35 protein-coding genes are annotated in these 25,862 nt (G+C 64.4%); 18 read left to right on the top strand and 17 right to left on the bottom strand.

The window, feature by feature from the left end; translation table 11 throughout:
- Positions 1-258: 258 nt before the first annotated feature.
- Complete coding sequence (prf1, locus tag ABDZ36_RS09190) at positions 259-1,515, top strand: peptide chain release factor aRF-1 (RefSeq protein ID WP_211313059.1); 1,257 nt, start codon at positions 259-261, stop codon at positions 1,513-1,515.
- A 554-nt stretch (positions 1,516-2,069) separates the two neighbouring features.
- Here prf1 and ABDZ36_RS09185 read toward each other — a convergent pair.
- Together ABDZ36_RS09185 and ABDZ36_RS09180 are read right to left on the bottom strand one after the other, a co-directional pair.
- Positions 2,070-2,315, bottom strand: coding sequence for a glutaredoxin family protein (locus ABDZ36_RS09185; RefSeq protein WP_211313060.1), 246 nt, complete (start codon positions 2,313-2,315; stop codon positions 2,070-2,072).
- Between the two features lie 89 nt (positions 2,316-2,404).
- Positions 2,405-3,373: a transcriptional regulator gene (locus ABDZ36_RS09180; RefSeq protein WP_211313061.1), complete on the bottom strand. Its 969-nt coding sequence runs from the start codon at positions 3,371-3,373 to the stop codon at positions 2,405-2,407.
- Between the two features lie 93 nt (positions 3,374-3,466).
- Here ABDZ36_RS09180 and ABDZ36_RS09175 point away from each other — a divergent pair, with 93 nt between their 5' ends.
- The gene (locus ABDZ36_RS09175) at positions 3,467-4,747 is read left to right on the top strand and encodes a TiaS agmantine-binding domain-containing protein (RefSeq protein ID WP_211313062.1); all 1,281 of its coding nucleotides are present in this window, start codon (positions 3,467-3,469) and stop codon (positions 4,745-4,747) included.
- Between the two features lie 182 nt (positions 4,748-4,929).
- A complete protein-coding gene (locus tag ABDZ36_RS09170) occupies positions 4,930-5,151 on the top strand; it encodes a DUF7511 domain-containing protein (RefSeq protein ID WP_211313094.1) in 222 nt (73 codons plus the stop codon).
- Positions 5,152-5,201: 50 nt separating this feature from the next.
- Here the strand turns inward: ABDZ36_RS09170 and ABDZ36_RS09165 are convergent, their stop codons facing one another.
- The 7 genes from ABDZ36_RS09165 to ABDZ36_RS09135 form a co-directional block, all read right to left on the bottom strand.
- The gene (locus tag ABDZ36_RS09165; RefSeq protein ID WP_211313063.1) at positions 5,202-6,158 is read right to left on the bottom strand and encodes a succinylglutamate desuccinylase/aspartoacylase family protein; all 957 of its coding nucleotides are present in this window, start codon (positions 6,156-6,158) and stop codon (positions 5,202-5,204) included.
- A 107-nt stretch (positions 6,159-6,265) separates the two neighbouring features.
- Entirely contained in the window at positions 6,266-7,501 is a 1,236-nt protein-coding gene (locus ABDZ36_RS09160) for a potassium channel family protein (protein ID WP_211313064.1), read from the bottom strand.
- A gap of 431 nt (positions 7,502-7,932) precedes the next feature.
- The gene (locus tag ABDZ36_RS09155) at positions 7,933-8,532 is read right to left on the bottom strand and encodes an extracellular solute-binding protein (RefSeq protein ID WP_343749289.1); all 600 of its coding nucleotides are present in this window, start codon (positions 8,530-8,532) and stop codon (positions 7,933-7,935) included.
- Between the two features lie 55 nt (positions 8,533-8,587).
- Positions 8,588-8,869, bottom strand: a complete 282-nt coding sequence (locus tag ABDZ36_RS09150; RefSeq protein WP_343749288.1) for a hypothetical protein — start codon at positions 8,867-8,869, stop codon at positions 8,588-8,590.
- A 464-nt stretch (positions 8,870-9,333) separates the two neighbouring features.
- Entirely contained in the window at positions 9,334-10,509 is a 1,176-nt protein-coding gene (locus tag ABDZ36_RS09145) for a tyrosine-type recombinase/integrase (RefSeq protein ID WP_211313065.1), read from the bottom strand.
- Positions 10,506-10,940, bottom strand: a complete 435-nt coding sequence (locus ABDZ36_RS09140) for a hypothetical protein (RefSeq protein ID WP_211313066.1) — start codon at positions 10,938-10,940, stop codon at positions 10,506-10,508. Before ABDZ36_RS09140 ends, ABDZ36_RS09145 begins: the two co-directional genes overlap by 4 nt.
- Positions 10,937-11,782: a transcription initiation factor IIB family protein gene (locus ABDZ36_RS09135; protein ID WP_211313067.1), complete on the bottom strand. Its 846-nt coding sequence runs from the start codon at positions 11,780-11,782 to the stop codon at positions 10,937-10,939. Before ABDZ36_RS09135 ends, ABDZ36_RS09140 begins: the two co-directional genes overlap by 4 nt.
- Positions 11,783-12,048: 266 nt before the next feature.
- Here ABDZ36_RS09135 and ABDZ36_RS09130 point away from each other — a divergent pair, with 266 nt between their 5' ends.
- Entirely contained in the window at positions 12,049-12,315 is a 267-nt protein-coding gene (locus ABDZ36_RS09130) for an ArsR family transcriptional regulator (RefSeq protein ID WP_343749287.1), read from the top strand.
- Positions 12,312-12,944 (top strand): hypothetical protein, encoded by a 633-nt coding sequence (locus tag ABDZ36_RS09125; RefSeq protein WP_211313069.1) that lies wholly within the window; start codon positions 12,312-12,314, stop codon positions 12,942-12,944. The genes ABDZ36_RS09130 and ABDZ36_RS09125 overlap by 4 nt, the downstream gene beginning before the upstream one ends.
- 223 nt (positions 12,945-13,167) lie before the next feature.
- Here the strand turns inward: ABDZ36_RS09125 and ABDZ36_RS09120 are convergent, their stop codons facing one another.
- The gene (locus tag ABDZ36_RS09120) at positions 13,168-13,449 is read right to left on the bottom strand and encodes a hypothetical protein (RefSeq protein ID WP_211313070.1); all 282 of its coding nucleotides are present in this window, start codon (positions 13,447-13,449) and stop codon (positions 13,168-13,170) included.
- Positions 13,450-13,646: 197 nt separating this feature from the next.
- Here ABDZ36_RS09120 and ABDZ36_RS09115 point away from each other — a divergent pair, with 197 nt between their 5' ends.
- Genes ABDZ36_RS09115 through ABDZ36_RS09105 form a run of 3 tightly spaced genes read left to right on the top strand, consistent with a single transcriptional unit; the run spans position 13,647 to position 14,551 of the window.
- Entirely contained in the window at positions 13,647-14,051 is a 405-nt protein-coding gene (locus ABDZ36_RS09115; protein WP_211313071.1) for a hypothetical protein, read from the top strand.
- 40 nt (positions 14,052-14,091) lie between these two features.
- Positions 14,092-14,313, top strand: a complete 222-nt coding sequence (locus tag ABDZ36_RS09110; RefSeq protein ID WP_211313072.1) for a hypothetical protein — start codon at positions 14,092-14,094, stop codon at positions 14,311-14,313.
- A gap of 55 nt (positions 14,314-14,368) precedes the next feature.
- Positions 14,369-14,551: a hypothetical protein gene (locus ABDZ36_RS09105; protein ID WP_211313073.1), complete on the top strand. Its 183-nt coding sequence runs from the start codon at positions 14,369-14,371 to the stop codon at positions 14,549-14,551.
- On the opposite strand, the gene ABDZ36_RS09100 is transcribed toward ABDZ36_RS09105, so the two are convergent.
- Positions 14,552-15,553 carry a Cdc6/Cdc18 family protein gene (locus ABDZ36_RS09100; protein ID WP_211313074.1) on the bottom strand — a complete coding sequence of 334 codons (1,002 nt, stop codon included), beginning with the start codon at positions 15,551-15,553 and terminating at the stop codon, positions 14,552-14,554. It lies immediately after the preceding gene.
- A gap of 116 nt (positions 15,554-15,669) precedes the next feature.
- Here ABDZ36_RS09100 and ABDZ36_RS09095 point away from each other — a divergent pair, with 116 nt between their 5' ends.
- The 4 genes from ABDZ36_RS09095 (at position 15,670) to ABDZ36_RS09080 (ending at position 17,182) form a co-directional block, all read left to right on the top strand.
- The gene (locus ABDZ36_RS09095; protein WP_211313075.1) at positions 15,670-15,870 is read left to right on the top strand and encodes a DUF2188 domain-containing protein; all 201 of its coding nucleotides are present in this window, start codon (positions 15,670-15,672) and stop codon (positions 15,868-15,870) included.
- A gap of 353 nt (positions 15,871-16,223) precedes the next feature.
- The gene (locus ABDZ36_RS09090; protein WP_343749286.1) at positions 16,224-16,487 is read left to right on the top strand and encodes a DUF7692 domain-containing protein; all 264 of its coding nucleotides are present in this window, start codon (positions 16,224-16,226) and stop codon (positions 16,485-16,487) included.
- Positions 16,488-16,538: 51 nt separating this feature from the next.
- A complete protein-coding gene (locus ABDZ36_RS09085; protein ID WP_211313076.1) occupies positions 16,539-16,949 on the top strand; it encodes a hypothetical protein in 411 nt (136 codons plus the stop codon).
- 2 nt (positions 16,950-16,951) lie between these two features.
- On the top strand, positions 16,952-17,182 hold the full coding sequence (locus ABDZ36_RS09080) for a hypothetical protein (RefSeq protein WP_211313077.1): 231 nt from the start codon (positions 16,952-16,954) through the stop codon (positions 17,180-17,182).
- Between the two features lie 14 nt (positions 17,183-17,196).
- Here ABDZ36_RS09080 and ABDZ36_RS09075 read toward each other — a convergent pair whose 3' ends face one another.
- The 6 genes from ABDZ36_RS09075 to ABDZ36_RS09050 form a co-directional block, all read right to left on the bottom strand.
- Positions 17,197-18,408, bottom strand: a complete 1,212-nt coding sequence (locus tag ABDZ36_RS09075) for a VWA domain-containing protein (RefSeq protein ID WP_211313078.1) — start codon at positions 18,406-18,408, stop codon at positions 17,197-17,199.
- Positions 18,409-18,810: 402 nt separating this feature from the next.
- Positions 18,811-19,989, bottom strand: coding sequence for an AAA family ATPase (locus tag ABDZ36_RS09070; protein ID WP_211313079.1), 1,179 nt, complete (start codon positions 19,987-19,989; stop codon positions 18,811-18,813).
- Between the two features lie 165 nt (positions 19,990-20,154).
- Positions 20,155-21,045, bottom strand: a complete 891-nt coding sequence (locus ABDZ36_RS09065; protein ID WP_211313080.1) for a hypothetical protein — start codon at positions 21,043-21,045, stop codon at positions 20,155-20,157.
- 324 nt (positions 21,046-21,369) lie between these two features.
- Positions 21,370-21,576: a hypothetical protein gene (locus ABDZ36_RS09060; protein ID WP_211313082.1), complete on the bottom strand. Its 207-nt coding sequence runs from the start codon at positions 21,574-21,576 to the stop codon at positions 21,370-21,372.
- 2 nt (positions 21,577-21,578) lie between these two features.
- Positions 21,579-22,184, bottom strand: a complete 606-nt coding sequence (locus ABDZ36_RS09055) for a hypothetical protein (RefSeq protein ID WP_211313083.1) — start codon at positions 22,182-22,184, stop codon at positions 21,579-21,581.
- Positions 22,177-22,422, bottom strand: a complete 246-nt coding sequence (locus tag ABDZ36_RS09050; RefSeq protein ID WP_211313084.1) for an AbrB/MazE/SpoVT family DNA-binding domain-containing protein — start codon at positions 22,420-22,422, stop codon at positions 22,177-22,179. The genes ABDZ36_RS09055 and ABDZ36_RS09050 overlap by 8 nt, the downstream gene beginning before the upstream one ends.
- A 112-nt stretch (positions 22,423-22,534) precedes the next feature.
- Between ABDZ36_RS09050 and ABDZ36_RS09045 the strand changes: the two genes are divergently transcribed.
- The 6 genes from ABDZ36_RS09045 to ABDZ36_RS09020 all read left to right on the top strand — a co-directional run bounded on the left by ABDZ36_RS09045 (position 22,535) and on the right by ABDZ36_RS09020 (position 25,628).
- On the top strand, positions 22,535-23,113 hold the full coding sequence (locus ABDZ36_RS09045) for a hypothetical protein (protein ID WP_211313085.1): 579 nt from the start codon (positions 22,535-22,537) through the stop codon (positions 23,111-23,113).
- A gap of 81 nt (positions 23,114-23,194) precedes the next feature.
- On the top strand, positions 23,195-23,626 hold the full coding sequence (locus ABDZ36_RS09040) for a hypothetical protein (RefSeq protein ID WP_211313086.1): 432 nt from the start codon (positions 23,195-23,197) through the stop codon (positions 23,624-23,626).
- Between the two features lie 6 nt (positions 23,627-23,632).
- Positions 23,633-23,968, top strand: coding sequence for a hypothetical protein (locus tag ABDZ36_RS09035; protein ID WP_211313087.1), 336 nt, complete (start codon positions 23,633-23,635; stop codon positions 23,966-23,968).
- Positions 23,969-23,970: 2 nt separating this feature from the next.
- Positions 23,971-24,492: a hypothetical protein gene (locus tag ABDZ36_RS09030; RefSeq protein WP_211313088.1), complete on the top strand. Its 522-nt coding sequence runs from the start codon at positions 23,971-23,973 to the stop codon at positions 24,490-24,492.
- 3 nt (positions 24,493-24,495) lie between these two features.
- Positions 24,496-24,735 carry a hypothetical protein gene (locus tag ABDZ36_RS09025; protein ID WP_211313089.1) on the top strand — a complete coding sequence of 80 codons (240 nt, stop codon included), beginning with the start codon at positions 24,496-24,498 and terminating at the stop codon, positions 24,733-24,735.
- Positions 24,735-25,628, top strand: coding sequence for a hypothetical protein (locus ABDZ36_RS09020; RefSeq protein ID WP_211313090.1), 894 nt, complete (start codon positions 24,735-24,737; stop codon positions 25,626-25,628). The genes ABDZ36_RS09025 and ABDZ36_RS09020 overlap by 1 nt, the downstream gene beginning before the upstream one ends.
- Positions 25,629-25,862: the final 234 nt, after the last annotated feature.

Raw genomic sequence — 25,862 nt, 5'->3', positions numbered from 1 at the left:
GCGGTGAATCGCGCTCACTACCGGGTCCTTCGGACCGCTCGTTCGCGCGAACGCTGGCGTTCGACACGCATATCTACTGAACGGCTTTTCCACGACGAAACCCGTTGAGCCGATCCACGGGGATAGCGTTCGCCAAGGAACCTCCGAAGGAGGTGACGACGGCTTTTGGTCGAGCTTTTCCCAGCGAGCCGAAGGCGAGCGCAGGAAAAGGTCGTGGGTCGCAGGGTACTTACCGATACGTACCCCTAGTACCGCGTAATGAGCGAGCAGCAGGGCGAGCAAGCGTCCGAGGACCGCCGGAAGTACGAGTTCCGGAAGGTCATCGAGAAGCTCCAGGACTACTCCGGGAGCGGGACGCAACTCGTCTCGATCTACGTCCCCGAGGATAAGCAGGTCTCGGACGTGGTGGCACACGTCACCCAAGAACACTCCGAGGCCTCGAACATCAAGTCGAAACAAACCCGAACCGCAGTGCAGGACGCGCTGACGTCCATCAAGGACCGACTGCGCTACTACGATACCTTCCCGCCGGAGAACGGGATGATCCTCTTCTCGGGGTCGATCGATGTCGGCGGCGGCCAGACGGACATGGTGACGGAGGTCATCGAGTCGCCGCCCGAGCCCGTCCAGTCGTTCCGCTACCACTGCGACAGCGCGTTCCTCACGGAGCCCCTGGAGAACATGTTCGCGGACAAGGGGCTCTATGGGCTCATCGTCCTCGACCGCCGCGAGGCGAACGTCGGGTGGCTGAAGGGCAAGCGCGTCGAACCCGTGAAGTCCGCCTCCTCACTCGTCCCCGGCAAGCAGCGCAAAGGGGGCCAATCCGCCCAGCGTTTCGCACGCCTGCGCCTCGAGGCCATTGATAACTTCTACCAGGAGGTCGCGGGGATGGCGAACGACCTCTTCGTCGATCGCCGCCACGAACTCGACGGCGTGCTCGTCGGTGGGCCCTCGCCGACGAAGGACGAGTTCCTCGACGGCGACTACCTCCACCACGAGCTCCAGGACAAGGTCCTCGGGAAGTTCGACGTCTCCTACACGGACGAGTCCGGCCTCTACGATCTCGTCGACGCCGGTGGCGAGGCACTCGCCGAGGCCGCGCTCATGGAGGACAAGAACGCCATGAAGCAGTTCTTCAAGGAGCTCCACGACGGCGACCTCGCCACCTACGGTTTCGAGGCGACTCGCCGCAACCTCGTGATGGGGTCCGTCGAGGAGCTCCTCCTGAGCGAGGACCTCCGGCAGGACGTCGCCACCTACGAGTGCGAGAACGGCCACGAGGAGCGCGAACTCATCGAGCGCCGGACAGACGAAATCCCTGAACACGACTGCTCGGAGTGCGGGGCGACCGTCGAAGACGGCGAACGCGAGGACGTCATCGACCACCTGATGAACATCGCGGACCAGCGCGGTACCGAGACGACGTTCATCAGCACGGACTTCGAGAAGGGTGAACAGCTCCTCAACGCCTTCGGGGGGATCGCGGGCCTGCTTCGCTACTCGACGGGCGTCTAACGACCTCTCCGCTCGACATTTTGCTGCACGCTGACTTCGTCAACGCTGGCAAAAGCTCGGCCAAAAGCCGTCGTCGGGTGCTTCGCACCCTCCTCGGCCCGGCGCTACGCGCCGGACGCTAGCCCGCGTGGTTCGGTTCGTCGCTGTTCGTCGTGAAACGGCCGTTCGGTTTACGTGAGGAACGGACGCGACAAAGCAGATAGTCACCGCCGTCGTTTGTAACAGTCTGCTCCCATTCGCGTTCGGCGGTTCAGCTCAACTAACGTCGATACTCTCTATCGCGGTTCTACTGTTCGCATACATCGTCTACAAGCTGTTCTGGAGTGATTGCGCGAGGTCGGTATCACGTCTGTACCGAACGATCCACGCGGGTAGCGTCTGCGCGACGAGCGGTCCGTCAAGACCCGGTGGTCGCGCGGTTCACTCGCGCCGGAGGCGCGAAGCCCGAGCGCGACCACCACGCTCCGGAGGGGCGCGACGGGAGTGCGCTGCGATTTTGGTGAAGCTTTTGCCAGCGCTGGGCACGCTCCGCGCGCCCGAGCGCAGCAAACGGTTCAGGCGTAGTGCTCCTCGAGGTACTCCACGATGTCGTCGCTCTCGGGCATCCCCGCGACGTCGTTTTCGGGGTCGACGAGTACGGGAACACCGGTCTGCCCGCTGACTGCTTTCACCTCGTCGCGCTGGCCGTGCGAGCGCGGCACTTCGTGTTCCACGTAGTCGAGACCGAGTTCGTCGAGCGTCGACTCGACTTTCGCGCAGTACGGACAGCCGGGGAGCTTGTACAGTTCGAGGTCGCTCATGGAGGGGGAAAGGCGCTCCCGACGGAAGAAGGGTGTGGAGGCGGCCCTGTGCGGGTGCGGAGACGGCCAGCTACGCGGGCAAGTGCCGATTACGCCTCGGTCTCCGTGTCGTCGCCGCGCTCCTTGAGGAGGTCGCGGAAGGTGTCGGGGTCGTCGATCCGCTCGAGTTCTGCGCGCTCGATGATGGCGGTGCCGCCGATGGACTCCTGGTTGGACTCATCGACGAAGTAGACGGCGCGCGTGCGAGTGATGCGGCCGACGCTGGCCATGATGCGCGCGCGTTTGACGGCAGCGTCGGTGAGCGAGGAGTGGCCGGTGAGGAGCCCCTCGGGGCGGTTGGTGTCCTCACCGACGGCGTTGAACGGGGCGCGAACAGTCGGGTGGACGTCGAAGCCGGCGCGGGTGAGGACGGCGACGATGGGTTCGTCCTCGGGGTCGGCTTCGGGGTCATCCGGGGTGGGCTCGGCGTCGCGGACCTCGTCCGCACCGTCGAGGACGTCGACGGGGCTGGTGAGGGCGTCGCCGAAGGCGTCCTCGAGTTTGACGGCGACGTCGATACTGGCGTTCATGCCGTCCTCGTACTTCGAGACGGTGCGTCGGGAGACGCCGAGCTCGGTTGCGAGGCGACCGAGGCTCCAGCCGCGTTCCTCGCGTTCGTCCGCGAGGATGTCGCCGTCGATGTTGACGTACAGGCCGCCGGGGGCGGCGTAGACGAGCGGCGGAACGCCCTCGACGAAGAAGTCGAGGGCGGTGTCGGGGCTGATGACGGGGACGCCGTGGCGGAAGTAGACGACACCGCGTTCGAGCTCCTCGTCGCGGGTGCGGAGCCCGACGACCATCGGGGTGCCGTGGAGGTAGTGGCCGAGCCGGCGCATCTCCGCACCCGTCGGGGCGTCGAGCGCGTCGACGTTCCCGAGGATCTTGAGGAAGACCAGGTCGTCGCCGCGGCGGGCGGCGACGTCGAAGCTCTTCGGGCGGATGACGCACCGGTCGCTCACCGCGAACCCCGCGTCCTCCAGCATCGCGGTAACGTTCTCGATGAGTGCCGACCGGGACATATCGGTCCCTAAGCCAGTATGCACATATATGTATTGTGCCGGCGGGAGCCGAATCCCGAAAGCCGTAGGTAGGTACGGCGGGTATGAGGGGGCGTGACGACGGTCGGTATCGACGACACGGACTCGCGGACGCGCGGGATGTGCACGACGTTCGTCGCCCATCGGGTGGCGGCGGGTCTCGAATCGCGGGGCTACGGCGTCGCGCGCGTCCTCCTCGTCCGGCTGAATCCCGCAGTCGAACACAAGACGCGGGGGAACGCGGCGCTCGCAATCCACACGGACGCGACCGTTGACGAGGCGTTCGACGCCGCACGCGAGGCCATCGACGAGGCCGCCGAGGTGGTTGATGAGCGGACGAACCCCGGCCTCGTGGCCGCGCCCGGTGCACCTGGGGACCCCGCCGCGGTTCCAGACGCAGTCGTCGACTTCGCGTGGGACGCGGTGCGCGACCACCACACCGTCGCGGACGCAGTGGCGCTCTGCGACGCCCACAGCTATCGCTCAACGGGGTGGAAGAATGGTCGGGGGCGAATCGGCGCGCTTGCCGCGGTCGGCGCGTGGCGCGCGTTCGACGACTGGACCTACGAACACATCGCGTACCGCGAGAAATCGCGCTGGGGAACGGAGCGCGCCGTCGATCCCGAGTCGGTGTTCGCGGCCGCGGACGCCGCGTACCCGACGGTGTGGGACACGGTCGATCGCGGGGCGGGCGAGACGGTCTGCGTCCCGCACACGCCGGGGCCGATCCTCTATGGGATCCGCGGCGACGACCCCGACGCCTGTCGCGCCGTCGCGGACGGGATCGACGGCGAAGCGACGGCGGCTGCGCGGACGTTCGTAACGAACCAGGGGACGGACATCCACCTGCGCGAGGCGGCGTCGCTCGACATACTCGCTGACGGGCGAGCATACCGGGTGGACGGGACGGTCGCCACACCGCCAGAGACGCGGCGGGGCGGCCACGTCTTCCTCGAAATCGAGGACGATACGGCACAGGTCCCGTGTACAGCGTTCGAGCCGACGAAGCGCTTTCGCGACCGGGTGCGCGACCTCCACGTCGGCGACGCGGTGACGGTCTGCGGGGAGGTGAGCGAGGGCACGCTGAAACTGGAGAAGTTCGCCCTGCGAGAGCGGGTGACGACGGAGCGGACGACGCCGATCTGCCCCGAGTGCGAGCGCACGATGGAGTCGGCGGGCGCGGACCAGGGGTATCGGTGTCGGGACTGCGAGACGAGCGCCCCGGGAAAGGTCGCGACGCCGATCGAGCGTGCCCTCGACGTCGGGTGGTACGAGGTGCCACCGCGCGCGCGCCGCCACGTCGCGCGCCCGCTCGTCCGCGGGTCCTGGGACGCCCCGACGCATCCCGAACGGTAGCCGACGACGGTCGACTCCGAACACCACATATAGCCCTGGTGGCCGGTCTTTCACCCGTATGTGAATGGTTTCGGTTTTAATTTCGCTGTGGATGGACGGCTATATATGTCGCGCGCAACTGCGTCCGGGTGACCGATGCGATCCGATACTACCGTGTCGGCGGCGAATCGGGAGGTGGCTCGATGACCCGCGGGTGCGTCGCGGACGCCGCTTCGAGCGCCGATCTCCGACTCCCGCGGGAGACCGAGACGTGGCCGGAGTTCGACCTCGCGTGCCGCGTTGAGGAGCACGACGACGGCGTCGAATGCACCGTCTACCCCGCCGACGCCGACGAGGAGACGCTCGTGACCACATGGCTCACCGCCGCGGACGACGCGTTCGTCGACGTCGAAACGGTTCGCTAATCGCGTTCACGCTCTCGTTTTGCAGGCCCGCGATCGACGGCGTACGGCCGTCAGTACGTGTCGATCGTCGTGCCGACCGAGCAGACGTACTCGCCCGTCGCGACCTGGGGGAGGCGGCGCGAGCGCCAGAAGATGCCGTCGTTGTCCGCGCTGATTTCGGCTTTCACCTGTCCGAAGGAGTCGATAACGCGAAAGAGCGTCTCGCCACGAGACACCTCCTCACCGAGCTCGACCGCGTAGTCTACGAGACCGCCCGACGGCGCGCCGTAGCGATCGAAGGCGTGCGCGCGCGTCTGCGGTTCCGGCTGGTGGTCGCCGTCGAGGTAGCCGTAGTGGCGTAGGACGTTGAACAGTCCCGTAACGCCGTACTCGATCGACTCCTCGTCCCAGCCGACGCAGCCGCCGAGTTCGGGGTCGATCGTCGGGACGCCCTCGTCGGGCGCGGCACGCGCGAGTTGGCCCTCCGGGCCCTTCTGGTCGAGGATGTGGCCGCAGTCGAAGACCTTCGCCAGCTCGAGACACTTCCGGTGGAGTCGGTGGTGGCGACCACAGCGCACCCGAACCTCGTTGATCATCCGCGACGTCGAGCCCTGATGGAGGTCGATTACCATGTCCGCGCAGGTCGCGGCCTCGAAGGTCGCGTGCGCGATCCGCTCCGACGACGACCCACGATCGTCGCCCGGATACGCACGGTTCAGCTTCGTGTCGTCGATGGGGTTTCTGTGTTCCGCCACCTGAAAGGCGTGGACGTTCGCGATCCCCGTCACGAGGATCGTCCCCGAGAGTTCCGCCGGATCGAGTTGCGGGACGAAGCGCGAGACGACGCCGACGCCGTTCAACTCGTCGCCGTCGCTCGCCGCCTGCACGTAGAGGGTGTCGCCGTCGTACTCGCCGTTGATCACGGCGACCGGGAGGCCGATCGTCGTCCCGTCGCGCGTCTCACCGACCGTGAGCCGCCCCGTGTCGATCTCGCCGGGGGCCGCGCTCGCCGTGCCGAGACTCGTCATTATCTAATGGGGGTCGGTGGCGCGTATTGAGTGTCCCGGAACGGGACGCCTCGACCGTTTGCCGCGCCTTTGGCGCGCCCCGCGGTCGCTCGGCGGCGAGGCTGTTCTTACCCCCTGTCCTCGCCCGCCAGCGCCCGCAACCGCTCCGCGCCGGCGCGGGTGCCCTTCGTGAGCAGGACGTCGCCGGCGTGGAGTGCGGTGTCAGGGCCGGGCTGGATGACCCACGCGTCGTCGCCCCCGGTGTCGAGGCCGTCGGCGGCGTCGGCCTCCCCGTCGGGGCGTCGCACGGCGATAACGCGCATCCCCGTCTCGGTCTTCACGTCGGCATCGCCGAGCGTCGTCCCGTCGAGGTCGCCGCGCTCAGTGACTTGGACGCGGACGATGACCTCGTCGGACTCCTCGACGGCCTCGCGCACGACGACGTGCGTGTCGAGGCCGCGGAGGACGCCCTCGGAGATCTCGACGGCGGCGTCGCTGATGACCTCGGTGGCATTGGCGATCTGGACGAGCCCGCGCAGCGAGACCGGGTCCTCGACGTCCGCGGCGGCGCGGAGGGTCCACGCCTCGAAGCGGGCTTTGAGCGCATCAACTTCGGCTTCGAGTTCGACGACCTCCTCGGCGATATCGTCGCTATTGAAGAGGACGCTGCCGTAGGCGAGATCGACGGCGAGCTCGCTCATGTTCTTCATCAACACGAGCGAGTCGACGGCGCGTTCGAGGTCGGCGATGTCGGGATCGACGGGCTCGCTCGGGGTGTACGGCTCCCCGCTCGCGGTCTCAGAGACGCCGCCGACGGACTCCTCGGGGCCGCGAAGGAGGAGGACGTCGTCGGCCTCGAGCGTCGTCTCCGCGTCGGGGTTCGGGATCCAGTCGCCGCCGCGCCGGACGGCGATGACGCGCACACCCGTCTCGGTTTCGAGGTTGATGTCGGCGAGCGTCCGGCCCGCATAGTCGGAGTCGGGGGCGAGTTCGGCGCGCACGAGGCGCTCGACGGCCTCGGGGAGCGCGCCGCGGATGGCGTCCGGGACGCCGACCTCCTCGAGGACGACCTTCGCGATGTCGCCGCTGGCGTCCGAGACCTTCTCGGCTGCGCCGATGATCCCGAGGACGGGCGCGAGCGTCTCCGCGTCCTCGGGGTTGCGCGCCGCCATTAGGAGGCTCATTCGAGCGCGCAACTGGAGGACGTCCATGCGCTCTTCGAGTTCGAGGACCTCCTCGGCGATGGCCGGACTCCCGTGGAGGACGGCGGAGTAGGAGAGGTCGATGAGGAGTTCGGCGGTGTCCTTCATCTCCGCGAGGAGGTCCTTCACGCTCGCGGGTTCGTACTCAACGCGGCCGGGCATACCGTGACCGTTCACCGTGGCCGCGTAAAAAGCCACTCCCGCACCCAGTGGCGCTGTTCAGATACGGGTTGAATAGTGTAGCGGAGCGTTTCTGAGCGCTTACGCCCGAAAATTGCCCGTCTCAGTGAATATACCGACTAGGCCAAGGTTAACCTACTACACGGGTCGGGTGACCTGTGGCGTTCTTATCTGGAGGAACAGGCGCTAAAATCCCGCCGTTTACGGCGGGGAGGATGTCACCTGGTCACTTCCATGAACACCGTGGAATTGGCTGTAACTAAGGGCGCTAAGCCCCCTTCCTCAGCGAGCGGCGAACCCGCGAGCAGGGAGGAGAGACAGCGCCCGGTGGTCGACGAACCCTGCAGTTAAACGCGACGACTAAGGACGCGAAGAACGAGCGACGCGTACTCGCCGGAGGCGAGCTTCACCGCTCAGTTATCGAAGGCGTCGACGAAGGCCTGTGCGGTCTTCTCGGCCGCCGAATCGGTAAATTCGGAGTAGTTCTGGCTGACGGCGGTCTTGAGGTTGCTCAGCACTTCCGGCGTCGTGGCCAGTCCGTGGCCGGTGCTCGGGGGCTGGGCGCTCGACTCCTGGAAGTCGCTGTACTGGTTGGTCTGGAACTCGCTGAACTCGTCCATGGGGACGTCGCTGCGCGGCGGGATCGAGCCCTTGTGAGTGTTGAAGCGGACCTGTGCGTCCTTGGTGCCGACGTAGGTGAGCCACTTCTTCGACGCTTCCGGCGAGGGGTTGTTCGACGGGTACACCCACGAGTCCATGTTGATCGAGTAGAGCCCGTCCGTCCCAGGGAAGGTGACATGATCCCAGTCGGTGCCGTACTCGAAGTCCTCGGTGCCGGCGTACATGCCGGCCGCCCAGTCGCCCTGGTGGAAGAACGCCGCGTTCCCGTTGATCAGCGCGCTATTGGCCTCCTGCCAGCCGACGGTACCGGCGTCCGAATTGAAGTAGTCGCTGTACGCGTTGATCGTCTTGAAGGCGTCGGCGATCGGGCCGGGGTCGGCCTCGCCGGCCAATCGGCCCAGGAACTCGACGGGTTGTCGTTCCCGAGCCGGACGTTGATGCGCGTGTTCAGGCTCGTGTTCCCGCCGCCGCCGATCGCCTTGTCGTTGACCGTGACGTCCGGGTACGCCTCCTTGAACCCCCCAGCATGCTCTGGAACGCCGCTGCGCCGTCTCCGCCCGTCCAGCCGTGCAGGATCTCCAGGGTGTTCGATCCCCCGCTGCCGCCGTCACCGTCGCTCCCGTCGCCGCTCCCGCCGTTCGCACACCCCGCCAGCGCCGCGACACCCGTCGCGCCCGCCGCCGTCAGATAGTGTCGCCGCGACAGCGCCGTCTCGGAGTCGTTTTCCATCATGGATACGCCATAATTAACTAATTATTATATACCATAGAGTGTAGACGGATACTGACTAATCGGGCAGTAACCTATAAGTCGCCCAACGTTCAAGTAGATCGTAGAGCCGACACGGACCAATACGGTGAGACTCCGGGAGTGGCATGGGATTGCGCTCCGGACCGTGTACTGCGTGTTCGCTGGTAGCAAATCTCGCTGGTCACTTGTTCCGCTATCGGCGTTTGTTCGACTGTGGTAGTGAATAGCGACCAGCGAGTCGGACGTCGGTAGACAGTCGCTCGTCGGCGGTGAACCTGTGACGACCACGCTGAAAGCCACAAGCCGTAGACTACGAAAAATGTGGGTTTGGCGCTTCTACGGCTACTTGTGTAGAAGCGTCGAAAGTGAGAGTGGGACCGCTGAGGTGTGCGCTTCACTCCGTGGCGATTCGGCGGCGAGTCGCGTCGGTATCGTGTCGGGTGTCATTCGTTGTCCTCGTCGAGTCGGTCGAGCAGATCACGGCGTCCGGCGGCGCGGGTCAGGTGCTCGGGTTGATCGTAGACGTCGATCTCGGTCGTGTTCGCTTTCGCCTCCAGGTCGCGACGTGGCCAGCCGCGGTCACGGTGCCAGGTGAACGACCCCGTCCGAATCTTGTGCGGGCTGCGTGCGGACGGGCACTTGTTCCCGTAGCCGTGCTCGCGCGCCTCGCACGTCTCCGGGTCGCGGTCGTGTGGGCACTCGTCGCCGAACTCGCATGGCTGCGTGAGTACGTACATCCAGTTCCTGATCGCCGACTTCGAGAGCCGACCGTCACCCTTCTGAGAGGAGAGCAGCGGCGCGCGTCCGTACTCGTCCTCAACGTCTGCGCGGTTCACTCGCAGATAGTCGGCGACGATCTCGCCGACCTCGTCGGCGAGGTTGATCACGCGCTCGCCCTCGCGGCCGTTCTTCAGTCGCGTCCCCGTTTCGGGTCGGCTCCGCGGGAAGACGAACGGCGTCTCCGCACGGTCGAGCATCTTCTCGACGACGCTCGGCGCGTATCCTTCCTCCTCGTAGTGTCGGAGAAGCCGGTCGAGATCGTCCTCTTCGAGATAGACGTCCTCAACGTCAAGGCCGTGGAGCGCTCCGAGGCGCATCGTCGTCCGCCAGAAGAGCAGGAAGGTGACGTGCTCGCGGGTCGCGTAGCGGTAGCGCTTCAGGTTCTTGAGGATGGTCTCCGCGCGCTCAATCGGGAGCTTCTCCGTGTTGATACGCTCCTCCTTCGTCGGGCTCGGGACGTCAACCGCGTCCGGCACGTCCGAGGAGACGGCGTCGAGCTCCTCGCAGTACTCGAGGAAACGCTGGAGCGTTCCCCACTCGTTCTTCCGCGTGCTCACGTCGAGGCCGTCCGAGATTCGGGCCGACTCGTAGGCCTTCATGTGGCGTGTCGTCAGGTCGTTCAGGTTCTCGATGTCGTACGTCTCGCAGAACCGAATGAAGTGCACCGTCCGGTCCCGGTAGGATCGGATCGTCGAGTCGGACCGATCGTCGAGGCGTGCGAGCCACTCTTCGCGGGCCGCCTCCGGAGACATCGGCTCGAGGTCCTCCTCGGGATCGAGGCGTGCCTCAAGCTCGTCGATCCGTTCGAGAACGTCCGCCGCGCTCGGGTCCTCACTCACCGAGCATCGCCTCCTTCACCCCGTTCGGTCTCCGCAACGACATCACGCTCCCAGCGGTCGCGCGTATCGTCCGGGAGGTTGACCGTGTCCGGGAGCGCGTCGTCCAAACACTCAACACACCGGTTGAGGTCCGTCAAGACCGGCCGCTCCTCGCAGTCCTCGCAGAGTTTCGTTGCGCTCGAAGACTCCACGTCTCGACCACCATCGGTGACGAGATCGTCCGGGTCCGCGTCGTCGAGCGCAGCCGCGAGACTGTCTCCGCGGAGGCCTCCGTCGCGTTTCGGGGGTCTCGTCGCGGGCTCGTCGAAGCGCTCGCCACAGCAGTTGCACGAGTGACGGGTGGGCGTTTCTCGGGAGCCGAATCCACCGCGGGCGGTCTCGAAGTCAGCGCACCGACAGACCGGACAGACCCGAATCTCGCGCTCGCTCACGCGAACCACCCCCGGATCGCGTCGATCATCCCGGCTGGCTCGGCGGGCTCTTCGTGCGACTTTCCCGAACCCGTTCCAACCTGAAACTCTTCCTCGGCCTCGCTGATCTCTCCGAGAGCGTCGCGGAGCGTCTGCGGATTGACTCCGACAGCGCCGCTCACCGCGGCTTGCGTTGCCTTCTCGCCATTCATCATCGCCGCGAGGTAGACGCTCGCGGCGGCGACGGCGCGCGGGGAGCGGTTAATCGGATGCTCGAGTTCCGCACGTCGCGCGTAGCCACGGGCGCGCTCGACCGTCTCCGTCGACCGTTCGAGATCGCGGACAGCGTCCTCGGCGAGCCGCGCCGCCTCGCTCTCTCCGCCGTCCGGGATCAGCCGCTTCTGCCGGTCCTCCTCGACATCGAGCACTACCTCGCCGTCGTCGTTCCGCTCGACGACGACCTCGTCGCCCGCGTGCGCGCCGAGGATGTCGAGCACCGGCGCGGCGATGTTCACGTTCCGCTGCGACCCCTCGCCGCTAACCGCATAGCGCCGCGGGAGTTCGGGCTGATGGCGCTCCCGGTCGCCCATCGCCAGCTGGGCCGCGTTCCGGCTCGCGTGGGTTTCGTCGCTCGTCTCGTTCTCGCGGAGCGTCGCCTGCTCGGGCTCGTACTCCTCGTTCGGTTCGCCCCCGTCGGCCACGAGCACGGACACGCCGCCCTCGTCGTCGCAGTCGTGGTCCGCGAGTTTGCGGACGTCGTCGAAGTCTCTGTCGCAGATGTCGCAGTGACACTCGTTCAGGACCGCGCGGTTCTTGCCGTCTCGTTCGGGGCGTTCAAGGCCCCGCGAATCGTCGTCGTACATGGCTTTCGTGCCTATCTCACGAAGGCCCACGCGGACCCGCTGTCTCCAGCAGCGGGGTCCGCATCGTTTTCGAGATGGACCCATCGAGGAGCGACGGGTCCGCAGTAAGCCTTCGTTAACGACAGAACTGTCTCCCTTGCACTTAGTCTTTGCCGACAGAATTGTCTTTCTAAGAGTTGCTTTTGTATCTCTAACTTGGGCTATGAAAATAGTAATGTGAGGCACTGCTGACTGGCTAAACGATGCAACCACAGCTTGCTTCGTGGATGACTCCAGTAGATCGGGACATCCTCGAGCAGCTGAAGAACGACGACTGTGGGGAACTCGTTCTAACGCCTCGGGTGATCTCAGCGAACCTCGATTGGGGTCGGCAGACAGTTCGGGATCATCTGATGGTTCTTCGCCAACACAACCTCGTTGAGTACCACGACGAGGATGCCGCACTCTATCGTCTCTCTGACCGCGGGCGGGCGTGGCTTCGTGGGGATCTACCGAACGAGGACCTTGAGGACGACGAGGAGACGGACGGATGAGTGAAGACGAGTCTGATCCTGAGACAGTAGATTCTGAAGAGCCCGATATCGAGGCGCTTCGGCTCACGCTGAAGGAGTCTCGGCGGGTGATGGACCACCAAATTGATCTCTTCGATGAAATAGACGATAAGGCGATGCGGTCGGTCCGCACTGCCGTGATCGTAGTTGGCTTCATCGTTTCTGCACTCGGGATCGCCGGACCGGATGCAGCGACTAACGTCGGGAGATACGCGCTATCATTCGGTGTTCTTGGTGTCTTCTCGCTCCTTACAACCGTGTTCGCTGGGATCGGTACATACGTCGTTTCAGACGTTCCGTACGGGATCGGCCGGTCATACCGTGAGGATGTCCGAGATGGAGGATACACTGAGAAGGAGTGGGTAGAGAAGTTGCTGGATGGATACGATGAGTGGACACAGGAGCTGGAAGAGGAGGAAAATCGGAATCGTCGATATCTGGACGTAACGCAGTTCTCGCTATTCCTTGGGGTCGCCCTTCTTGCGATTTCCTCTGGGACTGTCGTCCTACAGAGTGTCTTCGGATTCTCTTCCATAGCTGCCGCTGGGGTTGTAACAGCGATTCTATCGCTACTTGCCCTGTCCCTCTTGATCTCGGAAAAAACTCGATAGCTCTGGGACTTCGGTGCCGGTAGTTTATTGTGTTTCAGGGCGTACCACAGAGTGAGATGGTCAAGTCCGAAAAGACCGGTCGAGAACTCAAACCTCAGCGTGGTCAGAAGGGTGGGCCGATGCTGCGCCGGTTCTACAGCTGGTTCGGTATCACGCCAGCTCGCGAGCAGGACGACGACCAAAGCTAACCACCCTCTACGCTTTCCGGCACGAGTGGTGTCGGTCATTTTTGAACCTCCTCGATCCCGAAGTGCGCGAGCAGATGGGACATCCAGTCGGGGACGTCGTCGCCGTCGACGAGGCGCGCGGTCCGCTGGTCGATCTCGAACGTCCAGCATCGCGTCGGCGTCCCGATCTCGATGCGCGTCGGCTCCAGGTCGTCGCGCACGGTGATCGTGGCGCGCTCGTCCCCGTCCTCACTCGGGTTCGGTACCTTCTGCGTGAGGTGGCGGCCGCGGCCTGATCCCGATCTACCGATGTCGTCGCGCAGGGGGTCAGTGGACATACGCGTCAAAGGCACGACCGATTAACCCATAAGCGAACAGCGGAGCATAGCGGAAAACCGCCGTATCGTCTGAGGCGGCCGAATACTCACAGTAGACGGCTGGGATCGGCATAGCGGAAACGTAGCGGTTAGAAAATATTATATGGGACTTTGAGGTTGGTCCCAAATCTGATAACCGCCGACAGAGAGTGAGGAGTATGGGCGAGTGCGTACGATGCGGGACGTTCACCGATCTCCCCGCAGAAGGCGACTACCAGTACTGCGAGGACTGTCGCGAACGGTTCGCTGAGATTGAGACGAACGGTGTCGTTATCGAGCAGAGCGACGGTGGATACCACGTCTACGCGATGTCCGAGGCCGATATCGACGGCGGATGGGAGGATTCGCAGGTCGCCGCGCTTGCTCGCGGAAAGCATATCGCGGACGATCTCGGTGTTGCCGCGTTGTTCAAGTACGAGGAAACGGGATCCTGGTGGGTGCTCTCGGAGTATCTTCGTGCGCATCCCTCAATCCGAGGTGACGTAGTCGAACGTCTCGCCCGTGTTCCGGATAACGGAGACGAAAGCCTCCTTGATCGGCTCAAGTCCGTATTCCGGCCGTAACCGTCCCAAACGCTATACTGAGCCAATCCGATAATCCGCTATGGCGACACAGGAGTGGTTCTTCGAGCGTTGGGCTGGAACGATACTCCGATGGATAATGGCGTACATCTTTGTTTTCGGCGTGGTACTCACCCTCTCTGGAGTACTCTCGCTAAATATCGTTTCTCTTGTACAGGGGGTTATCCTACTGGCCCCTTACCTCATCATCCGATATCGAGACCCGGACAGCACGACGATCCCGTTCCGCGGCTACATTTCCTGACTACAACTGACGAACCGGGCCAAACGCTATACTCGCACGCTTCGAGACTGCGCCTATGGTGTCAATCGGATCGGTGATTCGCGCACTCCTCGTTCTGGCCTTCGCGGGGACAGCTCTTCAGGGCCAGTGGGTCTCGGCGGGCGTCGTCATCGTGATCCTCGGCGTCTGGTATGGCTGGAAGGGCTACAAACAGGGAGCGGAGGGAGCGGCGGAGTCAACCGAAGAGGAACCGACCTGACTACAACGCCTGATACCGCTTCCCGCGCCCCCTCCCGACACCTTCGATGAGGTCGTACTCCTCGAGGCGGTTCAGATAGCGGCGTCGGGTCGAGTCCGCGACGTGGTTCACCGATCTGCTCTCGTACTTCTCGCGGAGGTCGCCGGCCGAGATCTCGGGGTTCTCGAGAACGATATCGTAGAGAAGTCGCTTCTCAGTATCGAGCTCTCGAATCTTCCGCCGGCGAATGTCTTCGCGCGCGTCCTCCTGCGAGGCGTCGATCAGATCGACGGAAATAGGAGCCTCAGCATCGCCGGCGCGAATCGACTCGACTGCGGAGCGGAGGATCGCGATGGCGGCCCGCGCGTCGCCGGCGGCGAGGTCCGCGATGTACTCGATCTGCTCGTCGTGGATCACGCCGGACTCGAGGCCGTGCCGAACGCGCCCCTTCAGGATCGAGGTGAGCTCGACCGTCGAGTAGCGTGTGAGAGTGATCGTTCGGTGTGAGCTGAAGCGCGAGCGAATGGGTTCCTCAAACGCGGAGAAAAGAGCATGTTCGTCGACGCAGACCATGAGGAGCGTGAGGTTCGGGATGTCCGCGAGAGATGCGAGAACGCGGTACTCGGTTAGGATGTCGACCTCGTCGAGGATGGCGACGACCTGCCGGTCGGCGTCCTTGATTCGGTCGACGAAGCGAGCCGGGCCGTGGCCTTGTCGGCGGAGGTCGGCGGCGAGCCCAGCGCTCGTAGTGAGTTCGTAGAGCATCGAGGTCGGCGTTGAGTTCGTGATGCAGTTGACGTACGCCGTAGCGACGTCGAAGGCTTCGCGCTCGAGGAGGTTCACGGCGTACTGTGCAAGGACGGTCTTGCCCGTCCCGCTGGGGCCGAAGATGAAGCTGTGACGGCCACTCTCGCCGTCGACGATTGCGTCGAGTGACGTGGTCAGAGCATCTACTTCGCCCTCCCGATGATGCAACTCCCCCGGAACGAACTCAGGTTGGAGCGCCCGCGCGTCTGTGATCATGACGACGAGTTCGGCGGGTTCGTAAATAAAGTTCGGAGACTGATGGGAAGTCGAGAGGGAGGGCTGCATAAGCTTAATCGTGTAGGGATTAGGCGTCTCGCGGTCTGTCTCGTGACATGACGCGGTACAACGTCATGCCAACCGCATCGTCTGAACGGTACGACTGGAAGGTCGAAGCGAACGGACGAAAGACGAGCTCGCATCGGACGCAGGGGAACGCGATCTCGGCGGCCCGATCGCGGGCGGGTCCCGGTGACACGATCAAGGTCCACGGCTCTCACGGGCGAGTGCGAGACTCGTGGACGGTTGGGGCATGACTGCAACAGCGGACACGGCGGGGCGTTGTCTCTGCGGGAACCGAGAGACGCGGTGGGTCGACTCGATCGGGGCGCGCGTCTGCCGGCGCTGCTGGAACACGTACCAGTCGCACGCATCGAAGTAGCGCGAACCGGGTTTTGGTGTGAGAGCGAGGGGTCGCGCAGTGGAAACGGAGGGGATCCTCGATTTGAACACTCGCCGAGCGAGACCGTGTTCAAAATCGAGGCCGATCCATCGTGATGGCGCGGGCCGATCCCACTTCTGAGGCACGCTCCGATACCCCTTCATAAGTGCCACCCGAGTCAGTCACTCGCTAAGGTACGGTTTAGGAGGTGGATGTTCAAAATCGAGTATGGCCAAGAGCTTCCGGATGGACACGAGCGGAGACAAGGCTCACCGCGAGGATCTCCTCGAGGACGCGATGGACCGCTTCGACGAGAGCACGAAGTCGGGGGCGGTCGTCGCAGCACTCGACTTCTCGAGACAGATCGAGACCGCGCTCGAACGCGCGAGCGAGCATCCCGATATGACCGAGGAGCTCGCCGACGTCCTCTCGACGAGCCACTTCGAGGTCGTCCACGAGGTCGAACGCGATCTTCGGACGCCGAGAGACTGATAACCTTATTCTGGCCGCTTTATGGACGCTTACGCGTAAGTCTCTGGCAGGATGGGGGTCGAACCGACCGGCGCGTCTGCGGCGACCTCGCCGGGACCGATCTCGCTGGCGTTCGTGGTAGTCGTCGGCGTCGCCGCGGGGTGGATGATCTCGCGGTTCCTCGCGGGAGCACGCACGCGCGAGGAGTTCCTGACACCACCGAGGATCGTCGACGTGCTCGCGCGGCGGCTCGCGGACCGGTTCGGTGACCGACTCCTTGGCGACAGCGAGGACGACGATCTCGACCGGATCGTCGAGCAGGCCGTGGTCACGACCGGCGCTCTGATCGCGGGCTGGATCGTCGCGGTGCTGCTCGCGCGCGACTCAGTCGGGGTTATCCTCTCGACGCTCGCGCTCATCGTCCTCGGCTCCCTCCAGGTCGGCGAGGCGCTCGTCGCGCACGGGGCACGCCCATCGAACTAACTATGGTACTCACAGCATCCGACGTCGTCGAAGGTCGAATCGGCATCGCACTACTCCTCGGGTTCCTCGCGTTCGGAGTGATCGCGAACGTGATCGTCCAGCCGCCCGCGTCGATCCCGGCGGCGATGATGGCACTCGGTGGCGCAGTCGCCATCCTCCTGCAGAACACGCTCACCTACATCAGCCAGTGGGCAGAGGAGAGACGGTCGGAGACACCCGCAGACGCAGCGTAACCCTTCTGTCTTCTTTAGCGTCGATCGAGTGATGCGTCGAGTTGCATCTGTCCGAGGTACGCGGCGACGAGTGCGCGCGGGAGTTCGTCGACGTCGACGTGCCGGTAGCCGTCGTGACTGAAGAGCTCCTTGAGCGTCGACTCGCTGACGCGACCGAACCCGAATCCGACGACTGCCGTCCCGGCGACGCGGAGGTCGTCGACGAGTTCGGCGACGTCTTCGGACTTGCTCGGGCGGCCGTCGGTGATCACGAATACGACTCGGTCGCGGCCCTGCAGCGGTCGCATCAGCCGCGCGACGTCGCGGACTGCGGGGAGCATCGGCGTCCCGCCACTGGGTCTCGTCGCATCGAGGTGCGGCCAACGCCACGACTCATACGGCCCGGTGACGAGCGCACTCTGTCGCTTCCCCTGTGGGAACGCGGTGATGACGATGTCGTCGTCGACAGCGCTCGCGGCGAGGGCGAGCGCGCCGACTGCGGCCTTCGCCTCTGTCTCAGCGTTCTTCATCGATCCGCTCATGTCGAGCGCGATGCCGACGACGCGGTCGCCGGTGTCCCGCCGTTCGGAGCGTGACCAGAGATCGTCGAAGACGGTGTTATCTCCCGCAAGGAATCGGATCACGTTCGGGATGTCGGGGCGCTCGCCGACGCGATCGATGACGCGGATCTCCTCGGCGACGAGGCGCTTGAACTCGCGGACGACTTCGGTTGCCGTCCCGCCAGCTCGAAGCGCATCGCGGATGTCGCTCGCCGGAGCGCCACCGGTGTAGTTCTCCGCGCGCGCGTTGCGTGCACTCCGTCGGTCGGCGAGTCGAGTCGTTGCCTTGCCGCCGCGATGCTTGCCGCCGACCTCGGAGATCTCGCCGGAGAGGTCGTCAGGATCGAGGTCTTCACCGTGGCCGGGGTCGGCGGCAGCGCCCTCCTCTTCTTCTTCATCGTCGGGCGGCTCGACCTCGATGGAGCGGAGGTCGCCGAGTTCGACGCTTGCGCTCGTCTTCACTGGCTCGGGCACCCACTCACGGAGGCCGTCGCCCGCGACGCGCTCGCGCGCGGCGAGATGGTACTCCGTGCCGTCGTTGTCGACGACCAGGGCGCGGCGGCCGTCGGTCTCGCGGATATCGGAGAGAACACCGGAGATCGTGAGGGAGCTGGTGGTGAACGAGACGTCGGCCTCGTCGATGTAGCCGGCAGGGACGGCGGCGATGACGTCACCGACTTCGGTCACAGTCTGCCTCCGAAGTACCGTGTTGTAACTCCGATAGCGAAGATAGTCATGAGTGCTCCGACAGCTTCGACGAGATCGAGTAGCGAAAATCGTGGAACCGTCATGAGCGCAACGTATCCCGCGATGCCGTGGGGTTGTATAGTGAGCCACGTTACGGTCTGTGCCATCAAAATGAGGCCAGCGACGAGCAGCAGCGCGTTCGCAAACCCGAGGAAGAAGCCGTGACTAGATCGGTTCATCAGCGGAATACCTCGGGACGCTCTGACTCAATAACGTCGAGGAACCCACAGTGCGGGCAGATCGTGATGGCCCGATGGATCGTTCGACACCCGACCTCATTCGCCGCTCGAAGCCAAAGAGGTGAGGACACCAGTATGATGCCTCCGACATCGAAGAAGCTGATCATACCGACACCTCGTCGTTCCTGACCACAAGTTCATGCTCTGCCTGTTTCAGCGCGGAGTGGAGCTTCCCGGCGACGTCGCCGGCAGCCTCGCCGTAGACGGGCTTCACGATGGCGGACTGCATCGCCCGACCGACGGGATCGTCGAGGCCGCGCGCGTCGAACGCGCTCGCGGTCTGCGCCCACGATATCACGCCGGGGGTGGGGACCCCTCGCGTGATCCGCGGTTCGGACTCATCTTCAGCGGCGTCTCGAACAACGTTCGCAGCGTCGACCAAGACGCGTGCGTCCGCCGTGTCCATCGGTGTCTTGCCAGCGACGAGCTCCGCCTCGAGATCAGGCGAGTGCTGACCGAGGTACGGGAGCTCCCACTTCAGACCGAGCCGGCGCTCCTCGGCAGCGTCCAAACTCTCGGTCTCGTACTCGCTCCCTTCGTTCATCGTCGCCACCGTGATCAGGTCCTCGGCGCGGCCGGAGACGACCTCGTTGCCGCGGGGCTTGATCTTCACCTCGGCGCGGTGATCGAGCGCGGGGAACAGCGTTCCTTTGCTCCGCGCGGTCGCGCGCGTGACCTCGTCGATCAGGACGACGACCTCGCGGTCCCTCGAGGCGAGGAGCGCGCGGGTGAGCGGACCGTCCACCCACATGACGTCGCCGCCGACGATCTGGGGCGTGCCGAGCAACTCGGCACCGCGGAGCGCGTAGTTGCATTGGATCGTGATCATGGGCGCGCCGCGGTCGGCCGCGACGAACTCGGCGAGCGTCGTCTTCCCGCAGCCGGTCGGGCCGGTGATCTGGAAGCGTGGGAGCTGGCCGGTGGTCTCGCGCGCCTCCAGGACGGCCTCGATCTCGTCAAGCTCCTGGTCGGCCTGTTGGTAGTCCGCGACGTCGTCCTCGCTCGGAACGAACCGATCCCAGTCGTAGTCGCGCGAGCCGAGTATCGGCAGGTCCTCGACGTCGTCGACGGCGTCCTCGGCTGGGATCGTGTAGACGTAGCCGCCGCCGTCGCCGTGGTTCCACTGCCGGTCGAGTCGGACGTCGTCGTTCTCGACCCACTGCTTCAGCTTGCGGTTCGTGTTCGACGGCGACTTCCCGACGTGCTCCGCGATCTCGTTCTTCGTCCTGGCTCCGTTCTCGATTGCGCTGTGAACGTCGTCGAGTTTTAAGTGAGCGCTCACGCTGGTCGACCTCCGCGCGCGCTGCGCTTCGCCGTGGGTGCAACCCCGGTATCATGGTAATGCCATCGTTGCGACGGCTTCCCGCCGCGTATTCTAACACGCGTAATACTATCTGACCAATAGGGGGGGAGGGGGAGGGTCCCCTTCCGACATGGCATAGCACACTCACATAACATCGAGATCGAACCTCCGCTTGAGCAGGCTCTTGACTGTCTTACTCTCGTTCTCGGTGAGCCCGTAGTCCACCTTCAGGAGGTCGCGGTTGATGTACTGGCCGCCGGGCGAGTCCTCGAGGTAGGCGTCGAGCGCGTCGCGCTGCTCGACTTCGTCGACGACTTCCCGTGGAGCGTAGTCGTCTTCCTCCTCTTCGGGTGTGACGGACTCGCGGGCTCCCTCGTTCAGCGAGTCGGTGAACTCTTTCTTGGCTGGCTCGTACTGCTCACGGATCTCGTCGGATGGGAGACCGAAGGTGAGGCCCTTGTACTTCCGCTTCGTGCCATCCCAGCGCAATCTGGGATACCTGAAGTAGTTCTCGCCGGTGCGAGGGTTCGTCTTGATGTTCTTGTACTGTGCCCGGCTCCACTGCTCGTCGTGGTTGATGCGGACCATCTCGAAGTAGCCGTGGAGTCGGGAGCGGGCGACCGGGTCGAGCTTGTCCAGCTCCGGGAGCGTGAGAAGGGCGATCCGGTTCTGATGCCGCCACGTCTGGAGGACGTAGTTGAGGTGCTGATGGGCGTCATCGTACCAATCACGATGACTCGCACCGACGCCGGCCTCGTCGAGGACGATGACCGAGCCCTCGGGACGGTCCTCTTCGACGAGGGTGAAGAACTCCTCGAGGGTGAAGGCGACGTCGTCGATGGAGAAGTGCGGGTCGAGTGCCTCGGCGAGGCGGAGTGAGGCATAGCTCTTCCCTTTCCCAGTCTCGCCGACGACGACACCCATGAAGTTCTGGTTCCACTCGTGGACACGCCGCCAGATGACCTTCCGGAGGATCGCGGAGTTCCGGACTGGGTCCGGGATCTGGTCGGCGGTCGGTCGTTCGATCTGGCTCACTCGTCGGCCCTCCGTTCTGTGCGTGGGACTGCAAGGAAGACTACGCTCGCGGCGACCAGGCTCACGAAGAACCAGAGGAAGCGATCGAGGCCTTCAGGCGCGAAGACGAGTTCGGCTACGGAGAAGAAGCCGCCCCATGCTCCACCCAAGAACAAGAGATACCCCGTCCCGCCTGATAGGACCCGGATCACTCGTTGTCACCTCGTTTGCCGTCCGCAACGGTCCCACGCCCGCCACAGGTGTCACACTCAACGACGCCTGCGTGGACGAGTTCGTATCCGCTCCCCTCGCAGTCAGGGCACGCTGTTCGCTGTTTTGTTCCGCTCATGAGTCGGACTCACCCCGTTCGGCGTCCGCGTCGGCCGAACGGTCCTCAACGCGTCGACGCTGCTCCTCGGGGACGTCCTCGACGTCCACCTCGGTCTTTCCCTTAGCGCGGATTCGACCGTTCTCGCCCACTACTTCGTAGTCGTCAATGAGATACCAAACCCCCGTAATCGGACTCCGCGCGTAGTGTTCGGTTTCGCTCATGATCAGACTGGATCCTTCTCCCACTCTTCGGGGATGTCGCCTTCGGGGCCGAACCCGAGCTTACTCGCGGCCTCGTCGAGGACGGTGTGCACGCGGAGGGTGTGCTTCCGCGGGAGGAACTGCGGAAGATCGCGCGAGACAACCCTCTTACCTTCGAGCACGTCCTCGTAGACCTGCTCGTGCGTCGTCGTCCGCGAACGCCACGCTTGGAGCGACCGGAGGCCGTGCATCGTCCCATCGTCGTCAGGCTGCTCGGGAGCGAACTCGGGCCCCTGCTCGAGATCGTTGAGCGTGTCGAGCGCGGTCTCGGCGTCGAGACCGTAGTAGTCCATGAGTGCGTCGACGACGTTGTTTCGGTCAGAGCCGACGGGTCGGGGCATCAGCGCGATATCGCTCCAGTAGTGCGGGCGGTCGGGAAGATGCGGCTCAAGGCGAGAGTAGTACTCGATGACGCTCGCGAAGTACTCGGCGTCGGCGACCGATGAGTCGAGAGTGGCGTCGGGGACGAACGGGGCGAGTTCGGCGCGCTCGCGGTGTTTCGCGGCGCGCTCGTAGGCGTCGATGATCAACCGGTCGCTCGCGGTCGGCCCGTCGTCGTCTCTAGGCATCGTCCTCACCTCCGAAAGTGAAGGGCCGGATGAGGATGCCGTGCTCTCGAACCTCGATCTCCAGAAGCTCGCCCTTCTCAATCCCGTGGAAGGTCGCGGCGAACTGAGTGATGTTGACCTCGATGGAGTTCGTCGAGTTACCGTTCGCCTGTGCTTGTCGGGTCTTCGTGTCGCTGTGCACCTTCTCGCCGAGCACGTCCTCCGCCGCTCCGTGCTGGCGCGAGCCGGTTCGTGACATCACAGTCAATTATCGAGATACCGGCAAAAGGGGGTATCCTTAAGCTTAGTCCGTGGGTTGGCCGTCAGATTAATTTCCCCGACCTAAGCCTCAGGAGGGAGAGTGGGGGTGCATGGAGGGTCATCCATCCCCCCGCGCCACGCTCAACCGGCGGCGCGATCACAACGCAGAACAGATCGACGACCTCGAGGTCGAAGTCGAAGAAACCGACTCCCTCTCCTCGGAGCAGCAGGCCGGGATCGTCGCCGCCGGACAGGCGGCGATCACCGGTGGCGTGAACGAACTCCGCGAGAAAGTCGACGGTAGTCTGCAGGACTTCCGGACGATGGCGGACCTGCAGCGGCACGTCGCCGACACCTACGCCGAAAAGAAGTTCGAGGAGGTCGACGAGGAGCTCGGACTCGCCGAGACGCTCGGCGAAGACTCGGTGGCCTATGCGGCCATTGAGGGGACGTTCACGCGGATCGTCTCCGCGTCGGTCACACTCATCATCGGGATCTACATCTTTGCGCAGATCTCGTCGACGATGCCGACGCCGGAGAACAACCAGCTAGCCAACGCGACCTCGACGGTGACGTCGACGACTGGGTCGGCGTTCACGTTGGGGGCGGTCGCGGTGATCGTGCTCGTGGCGTCGGTGATCCTCGGTCTCGTCGGCGGCTTCGGTGGCCGCGGTCGCGCCCGGCGCTAACCACCCGACTACTAGACACTTCTTCGATGGAGGTGAAGAAACCTGAACCAGTCACTTAGCAAAGTCGTCACACTCGCGGTGATGCTGCTCGTCGGTCTGTTCGTCGTTAGTTCCATCTTTGGCTCGATCCCGGCGTCGTCGACGTCGACCGTCTCGAACGAGTCGATCTCGATGGCCGTCGGCAACACGACGACTGTCGACGAGACGTACGGATCGGCCTACCGCGAGAACGAGACGGTCACGGCCGGTGGAACGACCCTTAGCGAAGGGACTGACTACGAGTGGTACCCGTCGAATCAGTCGGTCTACTGGTACGGGACGACGAACGTCTCGGACGGCGGGACCGCGAGCATCACGTATAGTTTCGATCACAAACCTGAGACCGCCCGCCGCTCCATCGGGACGATCAGCTCGGCATTCTCTATCGGAGCCGTCGCGGTGATCACCCTGGTTGCGAGTGTTATTCTCGGCCTCGTCGGCGGGTTCGGTGGCAGTCGCGGGCGTCGGAGGTAGTCTCCGATGCTCGTGCTCGCGTACTTGGCCCTGCTGTTTAGCGCGCTCGCGTGCGCGAAATACGCGCTCGTCGACCGGCGGGCGACCCTGACGACGATGCCGGCGAGCATGGTGTTCTTCGCCGCGTTCTCGATCAGTTCGTTCGCCGTCGAGCCACTAACGGGAGGGGAGCCGCGGTCGATGGTCGGGCTCTTCGCGCTCGGACTCGGCGGGCTGCTGTTCATGCTCGCCATGACGATCCTCGAGGCGATTGGCTCACTCCCTGATCACCCGGTCGAACAGGTCTTCGAGATTGACAACCCCGCACGGAGCGGGCGAGAGAACCCACGGAGCGATGACTAACGATGCCTGACTCAAAACAACGACAAAGCGGAGCACAGACCCGGAACGACTGGTCGCCACAGACGTTCGATCATCAGTCGAGCGGGATGAACTACGATAGTCATCCGACGGGCGATCTCCTCTCGGCGCTCAACGAGTCGGGAGCGCCGACGGACGCGAAGCGTCTCTTCGGCTCGGAGCTGAACCAGGACCATATCCTCGGGAAGCTGAACGAGGACGAGCTCTGGTACCGTCGCTTCGAGCTCGAGATCAACCTCGACCTCCTGCTCGCCAGCGCACCGCCGGAGACATCGATCTGGCAGGGTCCCCGACGAGAAGAGGTCGACCTCGGTGGGAAGCCGTGGCCGTTCTCCGCGAGTGAACTGCACGAGGCGCGGGATACGCGCGACGCGGCGTACGCGCGAGCGACGCGGTCCCGCGACGGCTGGCAGCAGAAGCTCCTCGCGGAACAGCAGTCGGAGCGTCGGATCGTCGAAGAGCGAGACGAGGGTTCGGAAGGCCTCCTCAGCAAACTGGTGGGGTAAACTATGCGAGAGACCGATTCCACGGAGAAGGAACTGTTCCTGATCAGAATGGCACTCGGCCTTACGATGCTCCTCATCGGGGGCGCTCCGGCGTATCTCCTTCCGGATCCGACAGCTCCACAACTCCTATGGAGTCTGTACTGGATCCTCAGCGGTGCCGCGATTCTCTTCTTCGGCCGAATCCAAGCCGGGATCGAACGGATCAAGCGGTCTGTCGGCCGGTCATCAGGAGGTGACGTCTGATGGCTGGCTGGCTCACGATCATCCTGACGATCCTCTGGGAGCGGGTGATGCCGATCATCGGCGTCCTGTCGATTCTCGGAATCATGTTCATCATGCTGGGGGACAAGATTCCGGTCGGGTCGATCCGGGACAAACTCGGCCGTCGGCTCATCGGCCGTGGCTCCCGAATCCTCGGGAAGACGCTCATCCTGATCAAGGACGAGGACGGCCTTTGGACGCTGAAGCCGGCGACGTACGACAGCGACAACAACGGCTACTGGGTTCCGACGAGCGACGGCCGCGAGTTCTACGACGCGTCCGGCGTCGGCGGAGACCCCGGTGGATTCTACGGCGGGTCGGCGCTCGCGGTCGCGTACGACGGCCTCGGCAGTCTCTCGACGGTCGCCGGTGCGGAGGTCGGTCGTCAGGCCCGCATCAAGCGGAAGACGTACGCGGAGGACCTCGCGTCCATCGACTACGCGAAGTACAAGGCGGGCGAGACGAGTAAGGACCTCCTCGCCGGTGCAGGTGACGCGATCCGTCGTGCGCTCGTTAGCGGCGACGATGCTGCGACAGACGGCGGCGTGACGGTGGTCGAGGACGACGAGACGACAGTCGTTGGGGAGTGGGAGACCCTCCTGCCAACGCGGAAGGTCGTTGACCTCCGTGACACGCTCGACAACGCGCCGTTCCAGGTGCGCCCCCAGCAGTTCCACCGCGTCGCGGAGAACGCGAAGAAGGGACAGCAGGGCTTCGCATCGCTGGGCCCGCTCGGTCAGGCGGGCATCATCATGAGCGCGTTCATCCTCGGTGCCATCGCGTGCTACGTCGGTTTCTCCGCGACTGGCGGTGGCGGCGGTGGAGCAGGGATCTCGATCCCGATGGGGATGCTGTCGACGGGGGTGCTCGGGTAGATGAGCCGCTCTTCCGGTTCGTCGTCGTCCTCTGCTGGGTCTGAGTCGACGGCCTCGCCGAAGGAGTCTTCGGGATCGACTGGCTCGTCGGGATCGTCGGGGGCGTCGGATAGTGGATCGTCGTTGGACTCCAGTTCGAGGTCGCCGGTAGAGCAGTGGGATTCCGATGGGAATGGGCAGATCGGGCTTGATGAGGTTAGTGCTGCGGGGGATGCGTTTGCGCGGGGGGAGATC

This window comes from Halarchaeum salinum (assembly GCF_039520965.1).
GTDB classification, from domain to species: Archaea; Halobacteriota; Halobacteria; order Halobacteriales; family Halobacteriaceae; genus Halarchaeum; species Halarchaeum salinum.
Note: the sequence above shows the minus strand (reverse complement) of the source record. Positions and strands in the feature narration are given on the sequence as shown.